Source organism: uncultured Campylobacter sp. (assembly GCF_938030685.1).
GTDB lineage: Bacteria > Campylobacterota > Campylobacteria > Campylobacterales > Campylobacteraceae > Campylobacter_B.
The window spans coordinates 1-23,929 of the sequence record NZ_CALHHX010000157.1 but is presented as its reverse complement, the minus strand read 5'-3'; the positions used below and the strand labels follow the sequence as shown (position 1 = coordinate 23,929).

19 protein-coding genes are annotated in these 23,929 nt (G+C 45.1%); 3 read left to right on the top strand and 16 right to left on the bottom strand.

The window, feature by feature from the left end; all coding sequences use genetic code 11:
- Both Q0369_RS07140 and Q0369_RS07135 read right to left on the bottom strand, forming a co-directional pair.
- A partial coding sequence (locus Q0369_RS07140) for a hypothetical protein (protein WP_298097912.1) occupies positions 1-6,382 on the bottom strand: 6,382 nt, incomplete at its 3' end.
- A gap of 864 nt (positions 6,383-7,246) precedes the next feature.
- Positions 7,247-8,668 carry a Do family serine endopeptidase gene (locus tag Q0369_RS07135; RefSeq protein ID WP_298097909.1) on the bottom strand — a complete coding sequence of 474 codons (1,422 nt, stop codon included), beginning with the start codon at positions 8,666-8,668 and terminating at the stop codon, positions 7,247-7,249.
- 168 nt (positions 8,669-8,836) lie between these two features.
- Here Q0369_RS07135 and Q0369_RS07130 point away from each other — a divergent pair, with 168 nt between their 5' ends.
- From Q0369_RS07130 to Q0369_RS07120, 3 genes are all read left to right on the top strand, one after another.
- Positions 8,837-9,751, top strand: coding sequence for a DnaJ C-terminal domain-containing protein (locus tag Q0369_RS07130; protein ID WP_298097906.1), 915 nt, complete (start codon positions 8,837-8,839; stop codon positions 9,749-9,751).
- Positions 9,752-9,763: 12 nt separating this feature from the next.
- On the top strand, positions 9,764-10,075 hold the full coding sequence (locus tag Q0369_RS07125) for a helix-turn-helix transcriptional regulator (protein ID WP_297903112.1): 312 nt from the start codon (positions 9,764-9,766) through the stop codon (positions 10,073-10,075).
- Positions 10,076-10,574: 499 nt separating this feature from the next.
- Positions 10,575-12,206 (top strand): cation:proton antiporter, encoded by a 1,632-nt coding sequence (locus Q0369_RS07120; protein ID WP_298097902.1) that lies wholly within the window; start codon positions 10,575-10,577, stop codon positions 12,204-12,206.
- Positions 12,207-12,496: 290 nt separating this feature from the next.
- Here Q0369_RS07120 and Q0369_RS07115 read toward each other — a convergent pair whose 3' ends face one another.
- From Q0369_RS07115 to Q0369_RS07050, 14 genes are all read right to left on the bottom strand, one after another.
- Positions 12,497-13,183 carry a hypothetical protein gene (locus tag Q0369_RS07115; RefSeq protein WP_298097898.1) on the bottom strand — a complete coding sequence of 229 codons (687 nt, stop codon included), beginning with the start codon at positions 13,181-13,183 and terminating at the stop codon, positions 12,497-12,499.
- Positions 13,164-13,595, bottom strand: a complete 432-nt coding sequence (locus Q0369_RS07110) for a hypothetical protein (RefSeq protein WP_298097895.1) — start codon at positions 13,593-13,595, stop codon at positions 13,164-13,166. The genes Q0369_RS07115 and Q0369_RS07110 overlap by 20 nt, the downstream gene beginning before the upstream one ends.
- 268 nt (positions 13,596-13,863) lie before the next feature.
- Positions 13,864-14,256: a hypothetical protein gene (locus Q0369_RS07105; protein ID WP_298097891.1), complete on the bottom strand. Its 393-nt coding sequence runs from the start codon at positions 14,254-14,256 to the stop codon at positions 13,864-13,866.
- Complete coding sequence (locus Q0369_RS07100) at positions 14,244-14,669, bottom strand: methyltransferase domain-containing protein (RefSeq protein ID WP_298097888.1); 426 nt, start codon at positions 14,667-14,669, stop codon at positions 14,244-14,246. Before Q0369_RS07100 ends, Q0369_RS07105 begins: the two co-directional genes overlap by 13 nt.
- Before the next feature lie 273 nt (positions 14,670-14,942).
- Complete coding sequence (locus tag Q0369_RS07095; RefSeq protein WP_298097885.1) at positions 14,943-15,404, bottom strand: hypothetical protein; 462 nt, start codon at positions 15,402-15,404, stop codon at positions 14,943-14,945.
- 129 nt (positions 15,405-15,533) lie between these two features.
- Positions 15,534-16,058, bottom strand: coding sequence for a hypothetical protein (locus Q0369_RS07090; RefSeq protein ID WP_298097883.1), 525 nt, complete (start codon positions 16,056-16,058; stop codon positions 15,534-15,536).
- Positions 16,051-16,734 (bottom strand): hypothetical protein, encoded by a 684-nt coding sequence (locus Q0369_RS07085; RefSeq protein WP_298097880.1) that lies wholly within the window; start codon positions 16,732-16,734, stop codon positions 16,051-16,053. Before Q0369_RS07085 ends, Q0369_RS07090 begins: the two co-directional genes overlap by 8 nt.
- 183 nt (positions 16,735-16,917) lie before the next feature.
- Positions 16,918-17,715, bottom strand: coding sequence for an ABC transporter ATP-binding protein (locus Q0369_RS07080; RefSeq protein WP_298097877.1), 798 nt, complete (start codon positions 17,713-17,715; stop codon positions 16,918-16,920).
- A complete protein-coding gene (locus Q0369_RS07075) occupies positions 17,663-18,664 on the bottom strand; it encodes an iron ABC transporter permease (protein WP_298097874.1) in 1,002 nt (333 codons plus the stop codon). The genes Q0369_RS07080 and Q0369_RS07075 overlap by 53 nt, the downstream gene beginning before the upstream one ends.
- A 10-nt stretch (positions 18,665-18,674) precedes the next feature.
- The gene (locus Q0369_RS07070) at positions 18,675-19,724 is read right to left on the bottom strand and encodes an ABC transporter substrate-binding protein (RefSeq protein ID WP_298097871.1); all 1,050 of its coding nucleotides are present in this window, start codon (positions 19,722-19,724) and stop codon (positions 18,675-18,677) included.
- 257 nt (positions 19,725-19,981) lie between these two features.
- Positions 19,982-21,589 (bottom strand): TonB-dependent siderophore receptor, encoded by a 1,608-nt coding sequence (locus Q0369_RS07065; RefSeq protein WP_298097866.1) that lies wholly within the window; start codon positions 21,587-21,589, stop codon positions 19,982-19,984.
- Positions 21,590-21,626: 37 nt separating this feature from the next.
- The gene (locus tag Q0369_RS07060; RefSeq protein ID WP_298097863.1) at positions 21,627-21,980 is read right to left on the bottom strand and encodes a Plug domain-containing protein; all 354 of its coding nucleotides are present in this window, start codon (positions 21,978-21,980) and stop codon (positions 21,627-21,629) included.
- Positions 21,981-22,552: 572 nt separating this feature from the next.
- Positions 22,553-22,780 carry a hypothetical protein gene (locus tag Q0369_RS07055; protein WP_298097860.1) on the bottom strand — a complete coding sequence of 76 codons (228 nt, stop codon included), beginning with the start codon at positions 22,778-22,780 and terminating at the stop codon, positions 22,553-22,555.
- Positions 22,781-23,494: 714 nt separating this feature from the next.
- A complete protein-coding gene (locus tag Q0369_RS07050; RefSeq protein ID WP_298097858.1) occupies positions 23,495-23,659 on the bottom strand; it encodes a hypothetical protein in 165 nt (54 codons plus the stop codon).
- Positions 23,660-23,929: the final 270 nt, after the last annotated feature.

Here is a 23,929-nt window from a genome sequence, read left to right as displayed (position 1 = left end):
CATACCTTAGATCATAAGCTTCGCTTATAGCAAAAGGAAATAGCTCTAAATGACCGTCAGGTATTAGCTTATCTAGGTAGTTAGTGATTAACTCGCTTCCGCTCTTTAAGCTGGCTAAGCTTGCAGCTCTGGTTTCTGCGAAGGATTTGGTATCGTCTTTGACCCTTCTTTTGCCGTTAAATCTAAGATCCAATGCTCTTCCGTTTGCATCTACCATAGCATATGTTTCATAATCTATGGTAGCGCCTTGCTGAACCCTGGTTTGTAGATGCGAAGGATCAGGAAGTAGTAATCGTCCGCTTCCTTGCTTATCTATCAGATGGATCGTGCTGGTATCTCCTACATCGGTATTGCCACTAACGTAAGCGGTGATCTTGCCTCTCATATTGCTTAGATCGGTATTAGCCGTAGGATCGGTAAGCTTAATCATCGAATCGCCGTCTTTAACGGTAGGAGGCATAAAGATATTGATATCGTCAAACCCTCCGATATTCTTAGCGGTTATAGAGTTAGGGGCTGCCGGATTGGTAGTATTTTTACCTACATTTAGAGTGCTTCCAGCTCCGCCGGTGATATCTCCGATATTATTGCCGCCGGTTAAATTTACGGTAGAGTTGTTGCCGCCGTCGATATCTAAGCCGTTAAAATCTGTAGGATTAGAAGGATCTTCGTTAACTACGTTTATTACAGGATTTAGAATATTTCCGTATTTATTGATCTCTCCGCCGTCGAATTTTCCATCATTGGAAATTTTTCTTGAAGTAAGCTTGTTTCCTTGAATCAAGATAGATTGATCGTCGCTGCTCTTAATTAAGCCTTTTAGCATTATATCGTAGGTGGTAGAGCTTTTAAGAGTAAACTCACTAGTTGTTTGCTTAGCCTTTTCGGTAAAGCTCGTAAAGGTATTACCGGTATTGCGGATAAGATAATACTCCTTACCCTCCTCTATATTTAAAGAGCCGTAGCTATCGTTACTTGGATCGTAATCTATTCCGTTTAGTTGGAATTTAGCGTTATTGATATCGGTGTTGCCAGCAGTGGTTAAATTTAAAGCTGCGGCATCTGCGCTACCGTTAGCGTTTGAAATTCCATTAAAGTTTAATACGTTTAGATTTGCTATATCGCCTGCGGTTTTTTGAGTAGAGGCGTTATATACGTTTAGGCTATTATTGGTGCCGCCTGTATTAGATAGACCGTATATCGTTCCTACTACGCTTCCGCTATGGAAATTTACGCTGTTACCGCTACCGCTGCTTGCATCTGCAGCGTAGACGTTACCGTCGACTCTAGCTGTGCCTTTTAAATTTACAATGTTATTGGTTGCAGAGCCGCTAGCTTTTGCACCTTTTACGTCGCCGGTAACCTTACCGTCATTTAGAGTTATGGTGTTGGCATCTGCATTACCACTAGCCGCTTCACCGCCGTAAGCGTTTCCGTTAACTATAGTATCGTTTGTAGTTACGGTATTATCATGAACGTTTCCGTTTAAGGCATAGCCTGCGCTTACGTTTCCGTTTACCACCGCGCCTTTTGAGCTATCTTCAAAGCTTAGCTCGTTGTGGTGAACCTCTTGGGTTCCGCTATCACCATAGCCTGCATATACATCGCCAAATCCCGTTCCGCCTTTTATTGTAGTGTAGTTATCATGGATAGTATTAGGCGTTTCGATATCTTTGACGTCGGCTCTACCGGAGCTTATATTCTTACCGTTTAGATCTCCTGCGCTTTGAGATACGTTTACGGTGTTATTTTTATTACCGAATAGTTTATGAGCTCCTGCTTGGGCATCATTGTTAGCTTGGTTCTTGGTTAGCTCCGTGCTATCGAAGCCGTTATCTATCCAAGCATCTGTAATGGTGCCCTTTCTATATACGAGCTCTTTGCCTGCGTTTTGTTTACGGAAGGTTTCACCGTCATATTGGTAGTGATCTTTATCGGTAATGGTATAGACCTGATCTTTTTGGGTGCTTCTGTCTTGGAAATTTATAGTACCGTTATCCTTGCTTATTAACTTATAGTCTTTGTTATCATCAAGGTTATTGGTATTTACATTAACATTCGTCTGGCTAAGATCGGTAATAGTACTTCCGGTAAGCTTAAGTGCGGGATCGCTTCCGTTGTAGTTGTTAGGGAGGTTGAAGTCGATCTTCTTAAAGCCTGCGATGTTTTCAGCTTCTATACTTCCAGGAGTCATAGAGCCGTCATCTTTACCTATCTTTAAAGTATCATCATCATCGCCGGTAATGGTTCCTATATTATTACCCTCTACTAGAGTAACGGTTGCTTTTATAGGTTTAGCGGGATCGGTATTTACCGTATTTATTTTAAGTCCGTTAAAGTTCTTATTCTCACCTGCTTTACCTACGTTGATTATAGTACCTGCGGTAAGATCTGGATCATATTTTAAAACCTCTTCGCTATCGAAGTTTTTATCTGATGAGATATTGCGTTTGGTATCCTTTACCCCTTGGATAAATATGGAGTGGTTATCCGTGCTCTTTAACATACCCTTTAAAGAGATCTCATAGGTAGAAGCATCGGTGATATTAAATACGTTTGTCTGCTGCTTGGCTTTCTCTTTGAAATTTGAGTAATCGCCTCCGTTTTTAATTAGATAATACTCCTTACCCTCCTCTATATTTAAAGAGCCGTAGCTATCGTTACTTGGATCGTAATCTATTCCGTTTAGTTGGAATTTAGCGTTATTGATATCGGTGTTGCCAGCAGTGGTTAAATTTAAAGCTGCGGCATCTGCGCTACCGTTAGCGTTTGAAATTCCATTAAAGTTTAATACGTTTAGATTTGCTATATCGCCTGCGGTTTTTTGAGTAGAGGCGTTATATACGTTTAGGCTATTATTGGTGCCGCCTGTATTAGATAGACCGTATATCGTTCCTACTACGCTTCCGCTATGGAAATTTACGCTGTTACCGCTACCGCTGCTTGCATCTGCAGCGTAGACGTTACCGTCGACTCTAGCTGTGCCTTTTAAATTTACAATGTTATTGGTTGCAGAGCCGCTAGCTTTTGCACCTTTTACGTCGCCGGTAACCTTACCGTCATTTAGAGTTATGGTGTTGGCATCTGCATTACCACTAGCCGCTTCACCGCCGTAAGCGTTTCCGTTAACTATAGTATCGTTTGTAGTTACGGTATTATCATGAACGTTTCCGTTTAAGGCATAGCCTGCGCTTACGTTTCCGTTTACCACCGCGCCTTTTGAGCTATCTTCAAAGCTTAGCTCGTTGTGGTGAACCTCTTGGGTTCCGCTATCACCATAGCCTGCATATACATCGCCAAATCCCGTTCCGCCTTTTATTGTAGTGTAGTTATCATGGATAGTATTAGGCGTTTCGATATCTTTGACGTCGGCTCTACCGGAGCTTATATTCTTACCGTTTAGATCTCCTGCGCTTTGAGATACGTTTACGGTGTTATTTTTATTACCGAATAGTTTATGAGCTCCTGCTTGGGCATCATTGTTAGCTTGGTTCTTGGTTAGCTCACCGCTATCGAAGTCATTGTCGCTCCAATTTTCCGGAACAACGCCTTTTTTATAAACAAGCTCTTGATTGCCGTTTTCTCTTCTAAAAGTCTCGCCATCATATTGATAGTGATCTTTGTCTGTGATAGTATAGGTCTGGTCTTTTTGGACACTTCTATCGTTGAAATTTATAGTGCCGCCGTTAGTCTTTTTAACGAGTGTGTATGTGGTGCCGTCTTTGGCATTATTTACATTGACGTCAGTACCGGTTAAATCCGTAAGCCCGTTGTCGGTAAGTTTGATCGCAGGATTACCTCCATTATAGTTGTTAGGCAGATTGAAATTCATCTTTAGCTTACCGGGGCCTGATTTCTCGATATTTTTTGCAGTTATATTGCCTGGCACTAGCGGATTGGCACCGTCTTTACCAACATTTATCTCGTCGTTGCCATCAGCTTTTATCGTGCCTATATTATTGCCACTTACTAAATTTATCTTAGCGTTAGGAACGTTGTTCGTATCGATATCTAGCCCGCCGAAATTCTGCGGTGCATTTGGATCTTCACCTACGTCGATAGTAGGATCGCCCGCAGGACCGGAGTATTTAGTGATCTCTCCGTTATCGAATGCTCCAGTGATAGTGCGGTCGGTTTTCTTTTTACCTTGGATTACGATGGATTTTCCGTCATCATCTTTCATCAGACCTTTTAAATTCATAGAGTAGGTAGTGGCGTTTTTGATCGTAAATACGTTATCGGTGCGCTTGGTAGTTTGTGTTTCGTTAAAGCCGGTAAATCCGTTTTCATTATGGATCAAATAGCGCTTCTCGCCGTCGCCTATTGCATAGGTATCTACATTATAATCGGTGCCGCCAAGTTGAAATTTAGCGTTATTGATATCGGTTTGAGCCCCATCTGTGATTTGAAGGGCGGCTTTGTTTGCATCGGAATTCGCATTTGATATATGCAAGAAATTTAAAACATCAAATCTAGCGATATTGCCCGCTTTATTAGGAGCAATGGCGTTTGAATCATTTATCAAGGTATTGCCGCTACCGCTACCGCTACCGAATAATCCGTAAATCGTGCCGGTAACGGTGCTATTCGTTAAATTTACCGTATTGTCATTGCTGCCAGCAGCGGTAGCTTGCGCACCATAAACTACTCCGTTTATCGTGGAGCCTTGCAAAATTACGCTGTTATTGGATGCAGAGCCCCCCATAGCGTTACCGCCTTTTACCTCTTTATTTCCATTGACTGTAGAATTTACCAAGGATAAGGCGTTTTGTACGGCATTGCCGCTTGAGGTAGTTCCGCCAGAAACGTGGTTGTTGATAGTCGTTTCGGTCGCGAAGAATTCATTGCCGCTGACGCCTTGTTCGCCGCGTCCGCCCAGAGCAGGACCGTTTAGTGTTCCGCCGGTTACTTGCACGTGGTTATTATTTGCCGTTCCGCTGCCGCTGCCGATTTTATTGGTTCCGCCGATTACCTGAAAGACGCTTTTGCCGGTCAAATCCGCTATTACCCAGTTATTTTCGGCATTACCTTTTTCGCTTCTACCGCCGATGATATCGTGGCTTAGCGTAGCGCCGTTTGCGATCTCTGCTCTGGCGCCCGTAACGTCGCCGTTAACGCTGTTTCCGCCGATGACATCGTGGCTCACTTCGCCACCGTTTAGAGTTACTTTGGTGTTTGAAATTTTGCCGTTAACGCTGTTTCCGCCTATAGCATCTTGTGCTACTTTGCCTCCGCTCATTTCAACGTAACTACTTTTTATCTCTCCGTTTACGTTGCGGAAGCCGTAAGCGCTACCGCCTATCTCGCCGCCGCTTATTTTGACGTAATCATTCGTGCTAGTAGCGACGTGATTGGTACCAGAACCTCCGCCGAAGCCTCCGTGAACGTCACCTATAACCTTTCCGCCGCTGATTTCAGAGTAATTGTCGTTAGAAACGGCTGCCATATATGAGCCCGTAGTAGATTGAACCTCTCCGTTTTGTAGCTTTACGTAGTTTTTGCTAGCCGCAGCGTTGCTTCCAATGGTAATACCCTCTCTAGTAGCATTGGCGCCTGTTATATTTTGAAGTTTAGCACTGGCGCTGTTTATGACGACATAGTTTTCCTCTAATGTACTAGCGAAATTTGGAGATACCGATACCGCGCCGTCTATTTCTTGACCGCTGCTTAAGACGATAGCGCCCGTAATATTTACGCCATTACCTTTCGCGGAACCACCTTCGTGTATGGTAGCACCCTCTATCCTGTATTTATCTATTTGTGCTGCGCTTTTTATATTTACCGTATTATTTTCTGCAGAGTGACCATATCTAGCACGACCTCCCGATACTATAGCTTGGAAATTTCCCATGGTACTATTATCGCCGATTATATGGCTATTACCTTCGATATTTACGGTGTTGCCGACGGCATCTCCCGATTGAGGTCTCTTTCCTGCCCAAGTGCCGTTGCCGCCGAGAACGACTCTATTAACGGTTGCATTTATTATGTTTACGGTATTGCCTGTTGCGCCTATGCCTTCACCGCCTATTACGGTGGTAACGGTAGCGCGGTTTTGAACGGTGATCTGATTTCTATCGGCCGATGTCGTAGGTGTAATGTTAGGATGACCCATACCGCCACCGTATATACTGCGGCCAGACATATCAATACCTGAAGCATCTCCAGTGATAGTTACTATATGATTTTTGGAGCCACCTCCGTTACCAGCGCCTTCATAACCACCCGAGTAATACCCGCCGCCTGGAGTATGCAAATTACCATCGCTACCGCCGCCGGTTACCGTCGCTTTTGCATTGTCGGCTAAAACTTGCATCGGCATCAGTGCTAGCGTAGCAGCGATGCTCAGACCTGAGATAATCGGTATCTTAATATCTTTCATAGTTGTAATCCTTCGTAAAAAATAAAAACTATCCATTATACTATAAAAATACCTATTTACAATAAATTTAATAAAATTTCTAACGAAAGGTAGCTTAACGCGAAAAAATGGGTATCGCGATGTAACGTTTTCGATAATAAAGTAAAATTTCAGCTTATTTTTGTTATCGAAGCTTAAATGAAAAATTACGATTACAAAATGATGGAATTTTAAAATTCCGACCTTAAAATTTAGCCAGCGGGATTCCCAAGAAACGACGCTGCGAGAAAAGCGCTAGAATAAAAAGGTGATAGTTTCTGGTAGCAGAAATATGGTAGGGCATAAATTTTATAAATTTGGATTTTATGGAATTTAAAGTGAAGCAATATACGAGAGGAATTAAAATTTGAAGTAATTCTAGGTTAAAAGCACATACTTCTGCGGTATGTTGTTAGCAAAGAGATTAAAATTTTAAAGCAGTTCCAGACGAGGCGATAAAAACGATAAAAACGATAAAGTAGCGGCGTGGAGGGTTAAATTTTAAAAATTCTAAGTGAAAATAAAAGCAATGGAGGGGGCAAAATTCTAAGAATTTCAAGCGAAAAATCTGGGCTTTTAGCGGTGTTTTGAAATAGCAGAGGGCTTTCAGAGATGCTTGAAATAACAGAGAGCTTCCGGCAGCTTTTAATGCCTGCAGGAAGCCCTTTTTATAGTTTATGTATCTTTTGTGCTCGAAAGCTCGAAATTTCGCTTATCAGAAAGTTCAAAATCCCAAAAACTTCTGCTGGCTTACTCGCAATGTTCCGCTAATGCTTTGTCCTGGGCTCGCCGCGGTTAAATTTTAATGCTTTCGCGTTTCTCGCCGCTAAGCTTGGTAGACCAAGCTTAGCGGATTACAAGACCTTGCGGAATTCCGCGTCTGATAACCCAGACTAGGGTTTTCTTGCCCTTGTAATCTTTGATGTATCGATCGAAATCGTCTGAGCTTTTGACGTCATTTTGACCGACTTGGATGATCACGTCGCCTACCTCAAAGCCGTAATCATCGGCTTTTGAGCCATCTTTGACGCTTAAGACGAGGGCACCCGAGACATCGTCGTCGAGGTTATATTTGCGGCGCAAGCTGTCATTTAACGTCCTTAGCTTTAGCCCCTCTATTGCGCTTTTTGAGTCCTCGCCAGCTGAGCCTAAGGTGGTGGAGTCGGATTTCATCGCGTCTAGCTTGATAGTCGTGCTCTTGCTTTTGCCGTCGCGTTCAAATTCTACATCCACTGAGCTTCCTGGAGCCATTGAGCCGATTAAATTTTTTAGCTCGTTGGCGTTTTTGATAGATTTGCCGTTTATTTTGGTAATCAAATCGCCGCGCTTGATACCTGCTTTATCGGCTGGCATATCCTTTTCTACGCTTGAGATTAGCGCGCCCTCTTTGCTTTCATAGAGCTCTTTTTGATCTTTAGACATATCCGAAATCGTAACGCCTATAAAGCCACGCTCGATCTTGCCATTTGTGATGAGCTTTTCAGCGATCTCTTTTACCATATTTGAAGGGATCGCAAAGCCTACGCCGTTATTTCCGCCGCCGCGACTTAAAATAGCGGAATTTATTCCCAAAAGCGCACCGCGGCTATCTACTAACGCACCGCCTGAGTTGCCCGGGTTAATCGAAGCGTCGGTTTGGATGAAATTTTCATATTGATTTAACCCGATATTGTTTTTATTTAGCGCCGAGATTATGCCTTGAGTGATGGTGCCGCCCACGCCGAAAGGATTTCCGATAGCAAATACAATGTCGCCCTCCATAGCCTTGGACGAGTCGGCAAATTTAACCGCAGAGAGGTTTTTTTCGTCGATTTTAATGATTGCAAGGTCGGTTTTAGGGTCGGTGCCGATTACCTTGGCTTTATACTCTTTATCGCCTTCTAGTAGTGTAACTACGATTTCGTCGGCGTTTTCTATTACGTGATTATTTGTGACAATATAGCCGTCTTCGGAGATGATGACACCAGAGCCTAGCGAGCTTCCCTCGCGCTCTTGTTGTTGCGGAATGTCAAAGTCGAAAAATTGCTTAAAAAACGGATCGTCAAACATCTGTGACATCGGGCTGTTGCCTGCTTTGATCTTGGTTTTAGTCGCGATATTTACGACGGATTTTTTCACGTCCGCAACGGAGCTGTGATACGAAAGCACGACATCTTGATTAAAGCCCGGATTTACGCGCTCATAATTGCTTGGAGCTTCTTTAATGTCGATACTGGCGCCAAAAAGCGCACCTGCTAAAGCTATCGATATGATGATCGATTTTTTCATTTTTGCTTCCTTTGTGATAATGAAATTTTGGCGGAATTATAAATTTTGTCCGCTAATATATTCTTAACGCAAAATTAAAATTTATAAATAGAATTTAGCAAACTTGATTGACACTCACTAAAGTTTTATGATATAATCTACATAAATTTTAAGATTTTAAGGATTAAAATGGCAAGTACAAGCAGTTTATACGAAACCTTAGGCGTGGATAAATCAGCAAGCGCCGAGGAGATTAAAAAAGCTTACCGCAGGCTGGCTCGCAAGTATCACCCGGATATCAATAAAGAACCAGGAGCTGAGGATAAATTTAAAGAGATCAACGCCGCGTATGAAATTTTAAGCGACGAGAAAAAGCGAGCGCAGTATGACCGCCACGGCGACGAGATGTTCGGCGGACAGAATTTCCACGATTTCGCGCAGGGCTCGGCAAACATGGGCGATCTAAACGACATCCTAAACAGCATTTTCGGCGGCTCTTTCGGCGCAAAAAGCGCAGGCTCACGTGGCGGATTTAGTTTCAGCTCTTTTGGTGGCGGCGAAGGTTTTAGTGGCTTTAGCGGCAGTAGTTTCGGTGGCGGATTTGGCGGCACACAGAGCCTAGATACGCACAGCTCGATTGAAATTCCATTTGAAACCGCGATACAAGGCGGCGAGATGAGCGTGCGCGTGGGCGGCGAGACAGTTAAATTTAAAGTACCCGCAGGCATTAACGCAGGAGAGAAACTTCGCATCAGAGGCAAGGGGCAAAAATCAGGCGCTCAAAGCGGCGATCTAATTTTGGAAATAAAAATCGCGCCAAGTGCCGAGTATAGCCGCGAAGGCGACGATCTTTTCAAAAAGATTGACATTCCTTTGAAAACGGCGATGTTTGGCGGAAAAGTAGAAATTTCGACGCCGAGCAAAAGCGCAACGATAAAGATCGCTAAAAATACCAAAAACGGGCAGAAATACCGCCTAAAAGGCTACGGCGTGCAAAACCGCAAGAGTAAAATTTTAGGCGATCTATACGCGGTGGTAAATGTCGTTTTGCCCGACGTCGATTCGCTGGACGAGGACGTCAAAGCCGCGCTGCAAAAGCTATAAGGAGGCATCAAAATGCATGATTACGATGAGCCGGTTTATCTCATATCGATAGTCTCGAAGGTCTTGGATATTCATCCTCAAACAATACGTCAATACGAGCGCGAAGGGCTTGTGAGCCCGGGTCGCACCGAGGGCAATATGCGACTATATTCGGCGCATGATATGGACCGCATACGCATGATTTTAAACCTTACAAAGGAGCTTGGCGTCAATCTTGCGGGCGTGGACGTGATCTTTCACTTGCAAGAAAGGATCGCTGAGTATGAGCGCGAGATCGAGGAGCTACGGGCTAGAATTTTAGAGCTTGGCGGAGAGACAGACTAAGGTCTGCGAAATAAAAATTTTAAAGCTCAACAAAATCAGATCCTGGTGCTACAAGCTAAAATTTTAATGCTATCAAAAAGCAAGATCGCCTCGCAAGCGTAGATTCAAGCGATAAATTTTGATTTTCAGAGAGGATTTGTGGGCGCGTCAAATTCCGCGTTAAATTTAAAGTTGCACTAAGCAAACTCGGGCGAATTTTCTTGCAATTAAATTTAAAAACCGCCTTGATATAATTTGGTTTTAAAATTTAAAATTCCAAGTCGTGCTAGGCTTTAAAATTTTGTCGCGAACCTCTAAATTTAGCGATAAAGTGCGACATAATTTCTCTATTTTTAAGCGGGATTTTAGTAGAATCACATTATAAAATTTACCCGTAAATTTATATGAAAAGATAAAATTTCATCGATTATCGCCTCCGGTAAATGGTCGCGGATAATGTAAAATTTGACAATAAATTTAGCGCTAAATTTTACGTATAATCTTACAAAAAAGGGAGTTAATGGAGCTTGTTATAGAGCTATTTCTTGCGATCACGGCGCTTGCGATAGTGCTAAATATCGTCTTTAAAATTTTTGAAATTCCCACCATCATCGGCTATATCGTCGCGGGCGTGTGCTTTTCGCAGATCTATAGCTTAAGCAGTGTCGAAAACGCCCATATGTCCGAGCTGGCAGAATTTGGCATCGTCTTTTTGATGTTTACCATCGGGCTTGAGTTTAGCTTCCATCACCTGATGAGCATGAAAAAGGACGTATTTTTTAACGGCATACTCCAAGTACTCGGCACCGGTATTATTCTAGCGCTCATCATCGATCAAGCTTTCGGCGGAAACATAAAAACCGTGATGATTATCGGGCTTGCGCTCGCGCTTAGCTCTACGGCGATCGTGCTAAAAACACTCAACGAAACAGGCGAAATCAATCAAAACTACGGGCGCAAAGTGCTTGGCATCCTGCTATTTCAAGACCTCGCCGTCATTCCTATTTTGTTGATGATTGACATATTCGGCTCGACCGACAATACCCCCGTGAACTATCTAATCTTAAAAACCGCCGTAAGCGCCGCCATAGTGGTAGTGATCCTTTTCGTGCTCGGTAAATTTGCTTTTAACCGCTTCCTCTACTACGTAGTAAGGACAAATTCTAAAGAGATTTTCATCGCGACCATCCTTTTTACCGTCGTGGGGGCTAGCTTTTTGGCGCATGTTTTTGGCTTTTCGTACACGCTGGGCGCATTCATCGCGGGCATGCTCATCGCAGAAACCGAGTATAAACACGAGATAGAAGCCGATCTGACGCCGTTTCGAGACATACTGCTCGGACTTTTTTTCATCACGATTGGTATGCAGATAAATTTTGAAGTCATCGTCTCGCACTATGGGCTAATCCTGCTCGCTATTATCGTTATAATGGCGCTTAAAACGGTTGTGATTTACGCGATCTTATTTCTCTCGACCGGTAAAAGGATAGCACTAAAAGCGGCGCTGTCGCTATGCCAGATAGGCGAATTTGCGCTGGCTATATTTTCACTACTGATGAGCCGCAATATGCTAAGTAAGGAAAACGGGCAAATTTTAATCACGGTCGTAGCTACGACTATGATTTTAACGCCGTTTATCCTTAAGAATTTAAACAAAATCGCCAACCGTTTCGAGTCTAAAGTTGAAAAGCTCGAGGATGAGGAGCATAAAACCCAAATCCCGCCAATGAAAAATCATATCATTGTAGCAGGCTACGGCAGGATAGGGCAGGAAGTGGTGCTACGCCTTAAAGATCAGGGGCTACTATACGTAGTCGCCGAGAGCGATTTAGAGCTCGTAGATCTGGGCAAATCGCGCGGAGAGAACATATACTTTGTAAATATAATGCAAAAAACTGCGATCGACGAGCTGCATGCGCGCGATGCGTCGGTCATCATCCTAACGATCGCAAATCAGCAAAAGCTCGACATCGTCGCTAAGATGCTAAACGGCTCCAATTTAAAAGCAAATATCATAGTGATGCATACGGGTGCCGATCCACAAAGCGAGCTGCAGAGCGAATACGGCGAAAATTTTATCTTCGTAAAAAAGGAGAGAGTAGTAGCCAATGCGCTTTTACAAGAGGCGCTGAAATGCAAGCTAACGCAGTAGCCTTGAGCGTTTAAGATCAAATTTAAACGCATTTGCTATGTCTAAAATATCCACGCTTCTTTATTCTTACTTCTACACTCAGCTAATTTAAAGTGTTTTAATAAACGCAGATAAATAGATATATTTAAATGGCGGGCTTGTGAATTTAAAGGTGCAAAGTGCTGCTTTGGATTGATTTAAATTCTAAATTTAAGCTGTCATTCCACAGCAAAAGGATACTCCGACAAGGAGCTGATGAAAGAGATTTGCGCGATAAAGTTATTTAAAAATTCGTTTAAATTTTACTAATTTCACTCTTTTATCTCTTTATAAACGCTTAAGTTGCGTGCTAGGCAAACGATGGTCGTTATAAACAATATCGGAGCTATCGGCAAATACAGATACCCAAGAATTAGAGCCATATTATCGTAACTTCGTCCTTGAGAAAAGAGCAATTCCGAGAGTGGGAGATACAAAACTAGCGTCACAATCGCAAAATTTTCTATCGCGAAAATCGTATTGCTTTTTTTGGGATTTTCTACGAAAAGTTTACTGTATTTGCGTTTTGAAAAGAAAAATATAATCGTGCAAACGGCGCTAACTATAAACGCCCAGTGTAATTCGTACGAATTTGGTAAAAATAAAATCAAAAAAACCGTTGTCGCAAAACTCGCGAAAGTAAATCTGATCAAACGGTGAAGTTGATATTTTTGCTTTAAATTTTTTGCAATTTGTGCTAGAGCTTTGCCGTACTCTAGCGCTTCCTCTTTGCTTTGGATAGATTCTGTTTCAAGGCTCGCGTCATTAAATTTTTGCTCAAATTTAGCGGCTTCATCTTGGGTAGCTTGCGCCTCGCCGTTTGTTTTGTTAAAATTTTGCTCGCCGGAAATTTTATCAGCGACCGCTCCGCCGATTTTTGTCTGCGATTTTAGTGCCGGTAGATACACGGTCTCATCGGCGTCAAATTCCGGATTTGCGTTATATGTTATTATCGCCACCAAAATAGCAATAAAAATAGCGGGTATAATCTGACGTGTCCCAGTCTATGTGATATTTTATCTGTAAATAAAATCCGACCAAAGCATAAAGGACGTAAAATATCGCAGCCACATGTATCCATATAAGCATAAAGGCTTTATCTGCATCGCTAAATAGAAGCAGGGCGTATTTTTTATACTTCAGCCTGTTTAGGCAGACGAGTATATTTATCGCAGATAGCGCGAGCATGCATAAAAACGACATTATGGGCGCATTATGTACAAACGTAAGAAACACGATGATATAAATGAGAAAGGTCAAAAGTGTCCCGAAAAACAGATATCTACAAAAGCGAAATCTATCGTAGCTTTTTAAAATTTCTTGCGGAATTTGGCTGATGTCCGCGGGGATTTTGTCTTTTTGCGTTTTCATTTTTACCGCCTTTCTCGGTTATTTTAGCTCAAATTTTGCTTTTTTACTCCGCAGCATTTTAAATTTAATGAAGCAAGCTTTTTTTGGCTTGCTTCTTTTTTTTGGCAGACAAGCGATCCTGATTTCTCATTAAATTTTAAAAGCGAATACTTACCGGCTCTCGCAATTTAATCGATAAAATTTTTAGCAGGCTAAATTTACGCTTCATTTCTAGCTAAATTTAGCTTCAAAATTTATCCTGCTTCATTCATAAAATAAGGCAACCGAGCTAAAGCTTATCCGTTTTATCCACCCGTACGAATACCCAGTGCATAAAATCGCGTTCTGGCTCGTATTTTCCGCTGTTAAAATACTCCGCTAGCCGCGCTTCCTCCGTGCCGCTTAGCTCGCCGCCGAGCATCCAGCACGTCTTTTGCACAAACTCCTCCGCACTTTTTGCTCCGCCGCCGTGACACCAGGCTTTGATATAGCTGAGGCTCGGCAAATAGCTCATTTGAAATAAAATATTGATGAGATAGACGAAGTCGGGCCTCTTTTGCACGTCGCGCCCCAGCGCCTGCAAAATCCGCTCGTCTACGAAGCTGCCGACCTTAAACGTGATGTAAAGCGCCTTTTTAGTTTTTGAGAGCAGTTTTAGCAATACAGGCTTTAGATCGTCCACCTCAAGGCAACGCGAGGCGAAACCACGTCGCACGCGGGCACGTCCGACCAGTCGTCCTCAAAGGCTTTTTGCGCAAATTTTGCGTTTTTTGCGCCGTAAATTTGAGCATTCTCGCGGGCGAATTCCAGCATTTTGGACGAAAAATCGTAGCCGTAAATTTGATCCACCTTTTCCGCCGCCAGCACGCTTAGCGCGCCTGCGCCGCACGCGAAATCAAGCAGCGTGGAAGCACCCGAAAAATCTACGCGTGATAGAAAGTCCCGCGCATAGGCGCTTTTCATCACGCCCTCGTTGAAGCTCGGCGCCTTTTTGTCCCAATGCTCGGCCAGTTTTTTGCCGAATGAGCTTTTTGCCTTTTGCGTCTTATAAAGCGCGTCAAAGTCGATCTCATCGTAGTTTGAAACTAAAATCATAACTATCCTTTCTAAAATTTTGCGAGCGGACCGCACCATTTTTTCGTTAAATTTTAGCGTAAATTTATACGCCGCGCTCAAATCCGCCTTAAATTTCAAACCGTCTGGCGAGAAGTGCTAAGGCAAGTCCACCTCTGCGTATTTTATCTGCTCTAAATTCTTTAAATTTTCACCGAACGATCGAAGCTAAATTTTAAAAGTCCGCTCATAAATCAAAATTTTTAGTCTGTCGCCCGCACTTGTTCGCTCCGCATTTAAATCGCCGCTGTGGATTTATTGCAAAGCTCCCAATCTAGCCGCTATCACCTTTTGCATCGCTTGATTTTTCTTGTTTTTGGCTAAAATTTGCAGCCTCCTTTTGCCGATGCGCTTGTCGGCGGCCTTTAGGATATTTGCGAGCCCCCATTCGTCTGCATCAAAGTGTTTTTTAAACAGCTCCTCTTTTGGCGTATCGATATATTCGCGGATAAGCTCGCCGATGTCGCTTATGTCGTTACCATACGGATAAATTTTCGTTAGAGCGCCCTGTGCTAGGCTTTTTACGCTGCCGCTTTTTAGCACGAAATCCTTCGGGTAATCAAAAATAATCTCGCCCGCAAGCGTGATAAAATATCGCGGCAAATCCGTGCTGCCGCGCCTGCTTTGCATCCGATAAACCGTGCAGTGGAGCTTAAAATCAATGTTTTCATCCACGAGCTCGTAAAGCTGTTTTGCAAGTTTACTCCAACGTTTCATTTTGCCCCCTTATCTATTTGTTGCCTCTTGCTGTTTTGCATGCAGCTTCCACCTTTGCAGTGATCTTGCTCAAAAACTCCGCACCTTTTCTATATTTTTTGCAAATCTGTTTTGTAAAATTCTGCCGCGCTAAACGGTCTCCCAAAATCTCGGCTCCGTCTTGATCGCACTGCGGTTTTTCTCGCGTAAAATTTGCAAAAATTCTTTAAAGTTCGGCGTAAAAATCGAAGCGGCGGGCACAAATTTATACTCGCTCGCGCCGTCTTGCTCGGGTTTGTCCGCGCTGCTGCGTTCAAGTTCGCTCGCGCCGCCTGCAAAGCGGATCCGCCAAATCCTAGCATGATTTATCCGTATTTTTGTGACTTCAAGCTCTAAAATTTGCTCAAATTTATACCTCGCCGCGAGCTTCTGCCTGCTAAAAACGTAGATGAAATCCTGATCGAACCAAAGGCTCTCACGCGAAATGAAAAACCGCTCCAGCCAAAACAGAAACGGTCGCACGGAAAGCCTTTTTACCTCGCTTATCCCATCTATCGCGGCTAGCTCGCGCGAGCTAAGCTTGCGAGGGTTGCGCCAAAAAAGCGCCCAAATAATCCCGCCCAGAAGCAAAACGCTAAAAATTACGATTAAAATTTGAATTAAAATTTCAGCCATTTAAAATTCTAAGTCCTTTTAAAAATGCAAATTTCGCCTCCGTATCGCTCCAAAACGAACTTCTGCTAAAATCCGCCTCCGCGCCGTTTGCAAGCTCCTCGTAAAGCTTATAAAACCGCCCTTTGTAGGTGCAATCGCTTAGGCAGATGTTGAAAAACGCCTCCGCCGCGTCCTTGCCGCCGAAATAATATACAAAGTAGATCGGGCGCAGATCGAAGGCGCTTAGATTTTTGTTAAATTTAGCCCCACATTGCGTCATAAACTCCACCGCCTTTTGTTTGTCCTCAAAAAGCTCAAAAATAGGCAGCGCGTAGTCTTTGATAGCCGCGCTAATCTCGCGAACGCTAGGCTCGAAGCTAGCGCCCGCGAGCTGCCAGTCGCGAAACTGTTTGCGCGGCGTGAGATAGCCCAGCTGCGATACGAAAACAAGATCGGTTGAGTAGGACAGCTCCTCTTGCATTAGCTTTTTTAGGCGCTTGCAGTAGATCGCGATCTGCGGCAGGATGCTCACGCTGCCGGAGTAATTGCGCATGCTGGAGCGAAAATAAATTTCAAATAAAATCTCCTTGTCGCTTGCAAGCTTCGTTAGTTTTTGCCCCTTTTGCGTGGGCTTGAAGTACGCAAAATTTGCCGCGATCTCATTGCAGCCGTTTAAAAATATCTCGCGCGGAGTCATGATTTTCCTTTAAATTTGGACGTTTTGCTCGCTAGCAATTCGGTTTGCTGCTTACATTGCCGCAGCCGTGATCCGCAAGCTTGGCGTCTTATCTGCGCACCGTTTTGTCGCCGAGAAGTTCTTCTATGCGCGCAATTTTACCCTAGTTCGGCTAAATTTAACGGCGCTACGTGCTCGTAAAATTTATAATCTATCCTCATATCTTTCGTAGTTTATGCCGTAGATTTTATCGATATTTTCGGCGTTTATGAGCTGCTCGCTGCGCCCGAAAGCTAAAATTTCGCCGTCTTTTATAAACAGCGTCAAGCTTGAAACGAATTTTGCATGCCGCGGGTAGTGCGTCGTCTGCACGAAGGTGTAGCCCTCATCTCCCAGCGCTTTTATCATCTCGAGCAGTTTGATCTGATTGCCAAAATCCAGCCCATTTGTCGGCTCGTCCATAAAGATCACTTTCGCGCCCTGAACCAGCGTGCGCGCGATATACGCGAGCCGCCGCTCGCCGCCGCTAACCCTCGTATATGGCGCATTTTTTAGATGCGCGATGCCCATCTTTTCCAGCGCCTGCTCTGCTAGCTTTTTATCCGCCGCGCTAAAGCTAGAAAACAGCGGCGTCCTGCACAGCGCGCCCATCAGAGCGATGTCAAAGACGCTGTAGTCATACGACGGCGCGTGCGTCTGCGGCACGTAGGCGACGAGAGAGGCGAGCCCCTTTTTGCCGTAGTCGCGCACGCTTTTGCCGCAGATTAGCACCTCGCCCTCAAATTTTAAAAATCCGAGCATTATGCGAAGCAGAGTGCTTTTGCCGCTGCCGTTGGCGCCTAGGATGCTTAGCGTATCGCCCGTCGCGACGTCAAAGCTGATGCCCTTTAGTACGGGCTTGCCCTGGTAAGCAAAGCGTAAATTCGCACTTCTATCAAATTTTCTCGCATCAAAAGCTCCTCTTGGCGCGGCGAAGCACGATGATAAACATCGGGATGCCAAATAGCGAGGTTACGATGCCGATGGGGATCTCAAAGGTAAAGATGAGCCGCGAGAAGCTGTCGCAAAAGAGCAGAAAAATCGCGCCGATCATCGCCGAGCTAGCTAGCACCGCGCGGTTGTCGGCGCCGAAGATAAAGCGCGCGATGTGCGGCACGATAAGCCCGATCCAGCCGATGATGCCCGCGATCGTCACGCTAAGCGCGCTAACGAAGGTGGCAACTAGGATGATGAAAATTTTAACCTGCGTCGTGTTTACGCCCAGGCTCTTTGCCTCCTCTTCGCCAAGGCTTAGCGCGTTTAGGTACTTGCCGCTAAGCGCTAGCAGCAAAATGCCCGCGCACATCGGCAGGATCGAAATTTGAATAAAGCTCTTAGACGCAAAGCCGAGGCTTCCCATCAAAAAATAGGTGATCGCAGGAAGCGCGTCGTTCGGGTCTGCGGCATATTTTAGCACCGAGAGTAACGAGGTAAAGAGCGAGCCGCTGATGACGCCGCCCAGCACCAGCACGATGACGCTACCGCTGCGCGAATACAGCGCCGAGATGCCGAGCGCCACGGCCACGGCAAGAAAGCCGAAGCTAAAAGTGCTAAGCTGGATGAGATATTCGTTAAATTTGAAAAACATCCCCACCGCTGCGCCAAAGCCCGCGCCGCTTAGAACGCCCAGGATCGAGGGGCTAACGAGCGGGTTAACAAACATCGCCTGATACGCCGCGCCGCTGATCGCGAGGCTCGCGCCGATGAGTACGCAGGCAAGTATGCGCGGCAGGCGGATCTCGAGCAGGAGCGTGTGCATGACCTCGAAATCTTTTAAACTTTCACCCCGCAGCAGCGCCGTGACGTAGCGCGCGTAGTCCTCTGCGCCAAAGCCGTATTTGCCCAGCAGCAGCGAGCCCGCGACGCAAAGCGCCAGCAGCAGGGCTAAAAACGCAAACGCCCTTTTACTCATTTTTCTTTACTCACTCGGCGCCCCGTCCTAAAATTTTATAAATTTGCTCGTCTGTGAGCTCAATATCCAAAAATAGCTTGTAAAACTCGCGCGTCTCGCGGACCATGTCAAATTTAAACGCTTCGGGATAGGTTAAGTTTATGAGCCATTTTAGCCCCAAAAACCTCATAAACGAAGGCGGACGGTCAAACCACGAAAATGGCTCGCGCGGGATATAATAAGCCTTTTTGTTTTTCACCGCGCTTAGCAGCTGCCACTTCGGATCGCCGTAAATTTTATCAAACAGCTCTTTTTCGTAGACGAGGATGACGTCCGGGTCGTATTTAACGAGCTGTTCGAAGCTGATCTTTACGCGCCCGAAGGATTTGGCGTTTGGATCCTCGGAGCATTTATGCACGTTCTGCGCACCGGCTCGCTCGATTAACGCCCCGTGCCACGAGCCCTCGCACTCGGTGGCTAGCCCGTCGCTTCCCTGCGCGTAGTAAATTCGTGCCCTTTTTAGGCCGTTTTGTTTGATGTACTCCTCGATCTGCGCGGTTAAATTTAACGACTCGCGCGCGTAGTTTACGAGACGTGCGGCGCGCTCCTGCTTACCCGTCACTTCGCCTAAAATTTCAAACCCGTCCAGATAATCCTCGAGCTTCGTCGCGCTTAGATAGAGCATCGGTTTTTTGATAGAGCCGAAAACTTCGCTCATCTTTTTGGTGTTGCGTGAGCTTGCGTTTACGAGGATGAGCTCGGGGTTTAGGCGTAGCAGCATCTCGACGTTTGGAATTTTACCCTGACCGAAAAAGCCGCCCACGACGGGCTGCTCTTGCACCTCTTTTTTGACGTAAGGCCGCTCGTAGTCGTTCCATTCGAAATTCGTGCCGCTGATTTTAGCGGGATCAAGCGCGTAAAGCATATATAAAAGCGGCGGCGAGCTCGCGTAAATTTTAGACGGAGTGCCTTGCAGCTGGCCTATGTTTTCGCTGTTTTGGGCGATGTAGTCTTTGATCTGCGCCTCGCTCAGAGCAAAAAGCATACTCGCGGCGCAGAGAAATAGAAATATTTTTTTCACCGTTTTTCCTTTTAAAATTTTTGATTTAGCAAGTATAGCAAAAGAAATTTTAAAATAGATTTATCTTCGCTAGACGCCTATTTAGCCGCTAAATTTTAAAATTTAGCGGCGGTGATTTTAGAATGTCTGGCTAAATTTAGGATTTTAAAATTTAGGGTTTAAATTTAAAACAGGCGGGCGGTATGAGATGAGGCTCAAAACCGCTCGCCCGCGGAGTTCAATGAAAAGGCTAAATGCCGCCGCCGTTTAAACCTGAATTAAAATTTATATCTAATGTTTGAGAAAAATACGCGACCCTCCTCAGGATAGCCTTCGTCGTATTCGTAGTTTTTATCAAACAGATTCGATACTCCCGCCTCTAGACTTAAGTTTTCGATCGGCTCGTACGTGAGCTTTAAATTTGTAACGCCAAAGCCCGCCAGTCTGGTCTCTTCCGAAGACAGAACGTATTTGCCGGATGAGATATATTGCGACACATAAGCAGATAGCTTAGGCGTGATTTTATAGTCTGCGTATAAAAAGGCTTTGTGCTTCGGTAAATCATACACTCTAGCGTCGCTACTATTGCTCTTAACTATAAGATAGGAGTAATTACCACCTATCTCAAGGTCTTTCGTCGCAAAATATCCCGTGCTAAACTCAAAGCCTTTGTGCGTTGATCTATCGATATTTACGATCATATCTCTAGTTTGACCGTTTCGCGTCTCTTTTCTAAGCCCGAATGCGTCTTTGATCTTTGAATAAAATACCGCCGTTTCGAGCCTTAGCGTATCGCCGAACATCCTTTGATAATCTATTTCGTAGTGGTTTGCTACCTCTGGACGAAGCGCTGGGTTTGCGAAGGTTCGGCCAAATCTTTCGCTATATCTGTCTTTCATGCTCGGAAAATAGGTCTTTTTTGCGTAGCTTAAGCTAAGCTCGTCGTTGCCGTCGAAGCTTTGTTTAAATATCGCCTGATAATTGAAGGCCGTTTCTTTTTTCAGATCGGGGAAGCTGTAAAAATGCGGTCTATTGGCTAGAATAGCGCCGTATTTTTCAGCCTTTTTCGAATCTCTAATGTCATAATCGATGCCTAAAATGAGTTTGTTATAATCAGTAAATTTATACGTATTTTCCAAAGCGAAGCTATACATAGCGTCCTGGGTCGTTTGGATCGGCTCGCCGTCGTTATGCTCTTTATGCTCGTCAAATTTATAATTGAGCGCAAATTTGAGTGTATCTTGCTCTACGACGTCGCCTCCGATCTCCGCGCCCGCGCCGTAGGAGTGGTCTCGATAGTGGCTGTTAAATGCGCGTCTCGTTCTTTGTGTGCTATAGGTTTTGTCGTCGAATGATCGCAGATCGTTTTTGAATTGATCGTAATACGCTTTCGTATTTACGTATAAGCTACCCGCAATTTGCGTATGAGAGAGGAAGTAGAGGCTTTGTTTATCCCACATAGGCCAATCCCAATATCTACTCCAATCCAAATAGCGACCCGCATAACGAGGGGCCTGTTTTCTGCCTTTTTGATTGATATAGCTGATGGCGTATTCGTCGGTTTCGTTCGGCGTAAGACCCACTTTAAGTCCGATTTTTTTGTCTCTTTGGATAGAGTTATCGCGTCTGCCGCCGTCTTCATCTTTGTTTATAGGCATGCGAAATTTAGACGAAAGCTGCTGGCCTCTGTCTTCAAAAAAGCTTCCGCTTACTTGCGCGTAGAATAAATTTTGCTTAGTACCGACGCTAAAATCTACGTTGTTGCCGATAGTTTTGCCGCTTTTGCCGCTTTCAACTCCATAACCGATCTCGCCCTCAAGCTCTTTGCTAGGCTTTTTGGTGATCAGATTTATCGCGCCGCCCATAGTGTTCGGTCCGTAAAGCACGGAGCTGGCGCCTTTGGAGATTACGATGCGCGACAGATCAAACGTCGTAAATCGGTCCGTAATCGATATAGCCGTCGTAAGGGATATAAACGGGGATACCGTCGATAAAGACGGGCACTCTTCTGGCGTTAAAGCCGCGAACGTAGAAGGTCTGCTCGGCTCTTCCGCCGCCGCCTTTGCTTATTTGTAGTCCCGGCGTGCTCTCGGCGACCTCCGAAAGACGCTTGATCTCGTTTTTCTTCAGCTTCTCTTCGTCGATCACCGCGACGCTCGTGTCGCTTTCTTGGACCTTATCGCCGATTTTCGACGTGACTTCAATCTCGCCTAGATCAAAAATTTCGCCGTGAAGCGCAACGGCGGCTATGATGGCAAACAGACAGCTCTTTTTCATCGAAACTCCCTTGAATAAAATTATTTTGATATATCGCAAGAAATCTGATTTTTATGCATTTTTAATGCATCGATATATGAAAAGAATTTTATTCAATATATGTTAAAAGAAGCTTAAATTTGGAGGGCTATATAAACGAAATTTTAACAAAACCTGTAAAGCGCGACGAGAAGATATTTTAAGGACGGATCGCGCGAGCACGTAGAAAACTTAAGCTTGGAAAGGGGTGCGTCTAATGCACGAGCGGCTAGCCTTGCGACGAGGAGCATGCGGAGGGGCGCCATATCGGTCTTATCGAGCGGTAAAATAGAAATTTGCGCCGCTTACGGGGTTTTGCCGTAGAGATTTGCCGATTTTTGATCGCACGGCTTGCGTTTTTCGGCACTCGGCACTCGGCGTGAGGGGTGAGGATCGCCGCTTTGCAGTTCGCGCAAGGATCGGAATTTTGCGCGAGAGCGGGCTTGCGCAATGAGTTGGCCTTGCATTAGGGATAGAATTTTGAGTAAGATACAGGCTTTAGGTCGGTCGCAATCTCAGAGTGGGGATCGCGCGGCTTTGCGGGCGATGAAATTTTAAAATTTCATATGCAGCACGCATGGATTGGGATTTTGGCGCGGGCGGACGCCGTGCGAATAGGTTTCGGCGCGAGTGTTTTTCGTCGGTGTAGGCGGGCGTCTGCGCGGACCGGCGTCGTATAGGCGGGATTTGTGCGGGCTTGAAATTTTATGTCGTTTGGATGAGATAAAATTTTGTAATCTAGATGCTGCGCGAAATTCCATCGTCCAAAATTTATCCGCCAAAGTCGCGCCGCTTTAAAATTTTCCCACCGCCGCATCGCTCGCGCCGCCGCTCTATGTTTTTCGCGTCGCATTGCCCGCTAGCGCACCGTCGCGCAAAAATCTTCCGCCGCCCTGCGGCCACTTAAAATTTATCGCCGCCTACGTCTCTACCCGCGCGCCGCCGAACGCTGTTTCCGCAAACATTGCATCGCTCGCCTAGCCACGTTGTCCGCGCTGCCGCTTTGAAATTTTGCGGCGCTGGAGCGGGTTAAATTTTATACTGCTTCACAGGCTTCGCTTCATCTGTCATCGGCATCGTAACTGATCTACGTTTGCCGTTGCTTTAAATTTGCAGCGGCGAAGAAGGTTAAATTTCACAACCTCGGCACTGTGTAAATTTTATCGATTGGATCCGCACTATGTCGCTTTAAAATTTTATGCCGCTAAGGCGTTTTAAATTTTATACCGCCGAAACACACCAAAATTTTACGATCTAGACGCTGCACCAAATTTCACGCCCAGGATTTATCGGTCAAGTCGTGCCGCTTTAAAATTTCCCGTCGCGGCACTATCTGCTACAAAAATTTCCGCCGCCGCGCCCGTCTCGTCACACACTAACGCACCGCTATTTTAAGCCTCTTGCGCCGCGCCGTCCATTAGCGAGCTATTGCATAAAATTCTTCGCTGCCGCACCGCTGCTTAAAATTTCCGCGTGCCCTCTATCGGCGCGTCGCTTTAAATTTTACTATGTCGCGCCCTACGCATCAAAATTTTATATCGCGACGAGCGGCCGAGCTTGCCGATGAGGCTTACGCGCGACCGAGTATCGTCATGCACCGAGAGTACCGATAGAATTGCGTAGAGCCGCCACGCGATCATCGCAGGGTGCCGAACTTGCATAGAGGGTAGCATGAGCCGTGTGCGACCGATTATCGCGTCACATAAAATTTATGCCGCAAAATTTCATCGAAGATTGGAATTTAACATCGAGCTAGCTTTATCGCGCCGAATTTCATAGTTGAGGCAAGCGCCGAATTTAGCTAGCGCGGCAAATCAAGCGCGCCGTATAATGAAAGTGGTATAAAATTTGCTCGCGCGATAAAACCCGTACCTCGGGGCCTAGGCGTATAAAATTCTACCCAGGCGGATCATGTTCGAGCCGCATTTGAT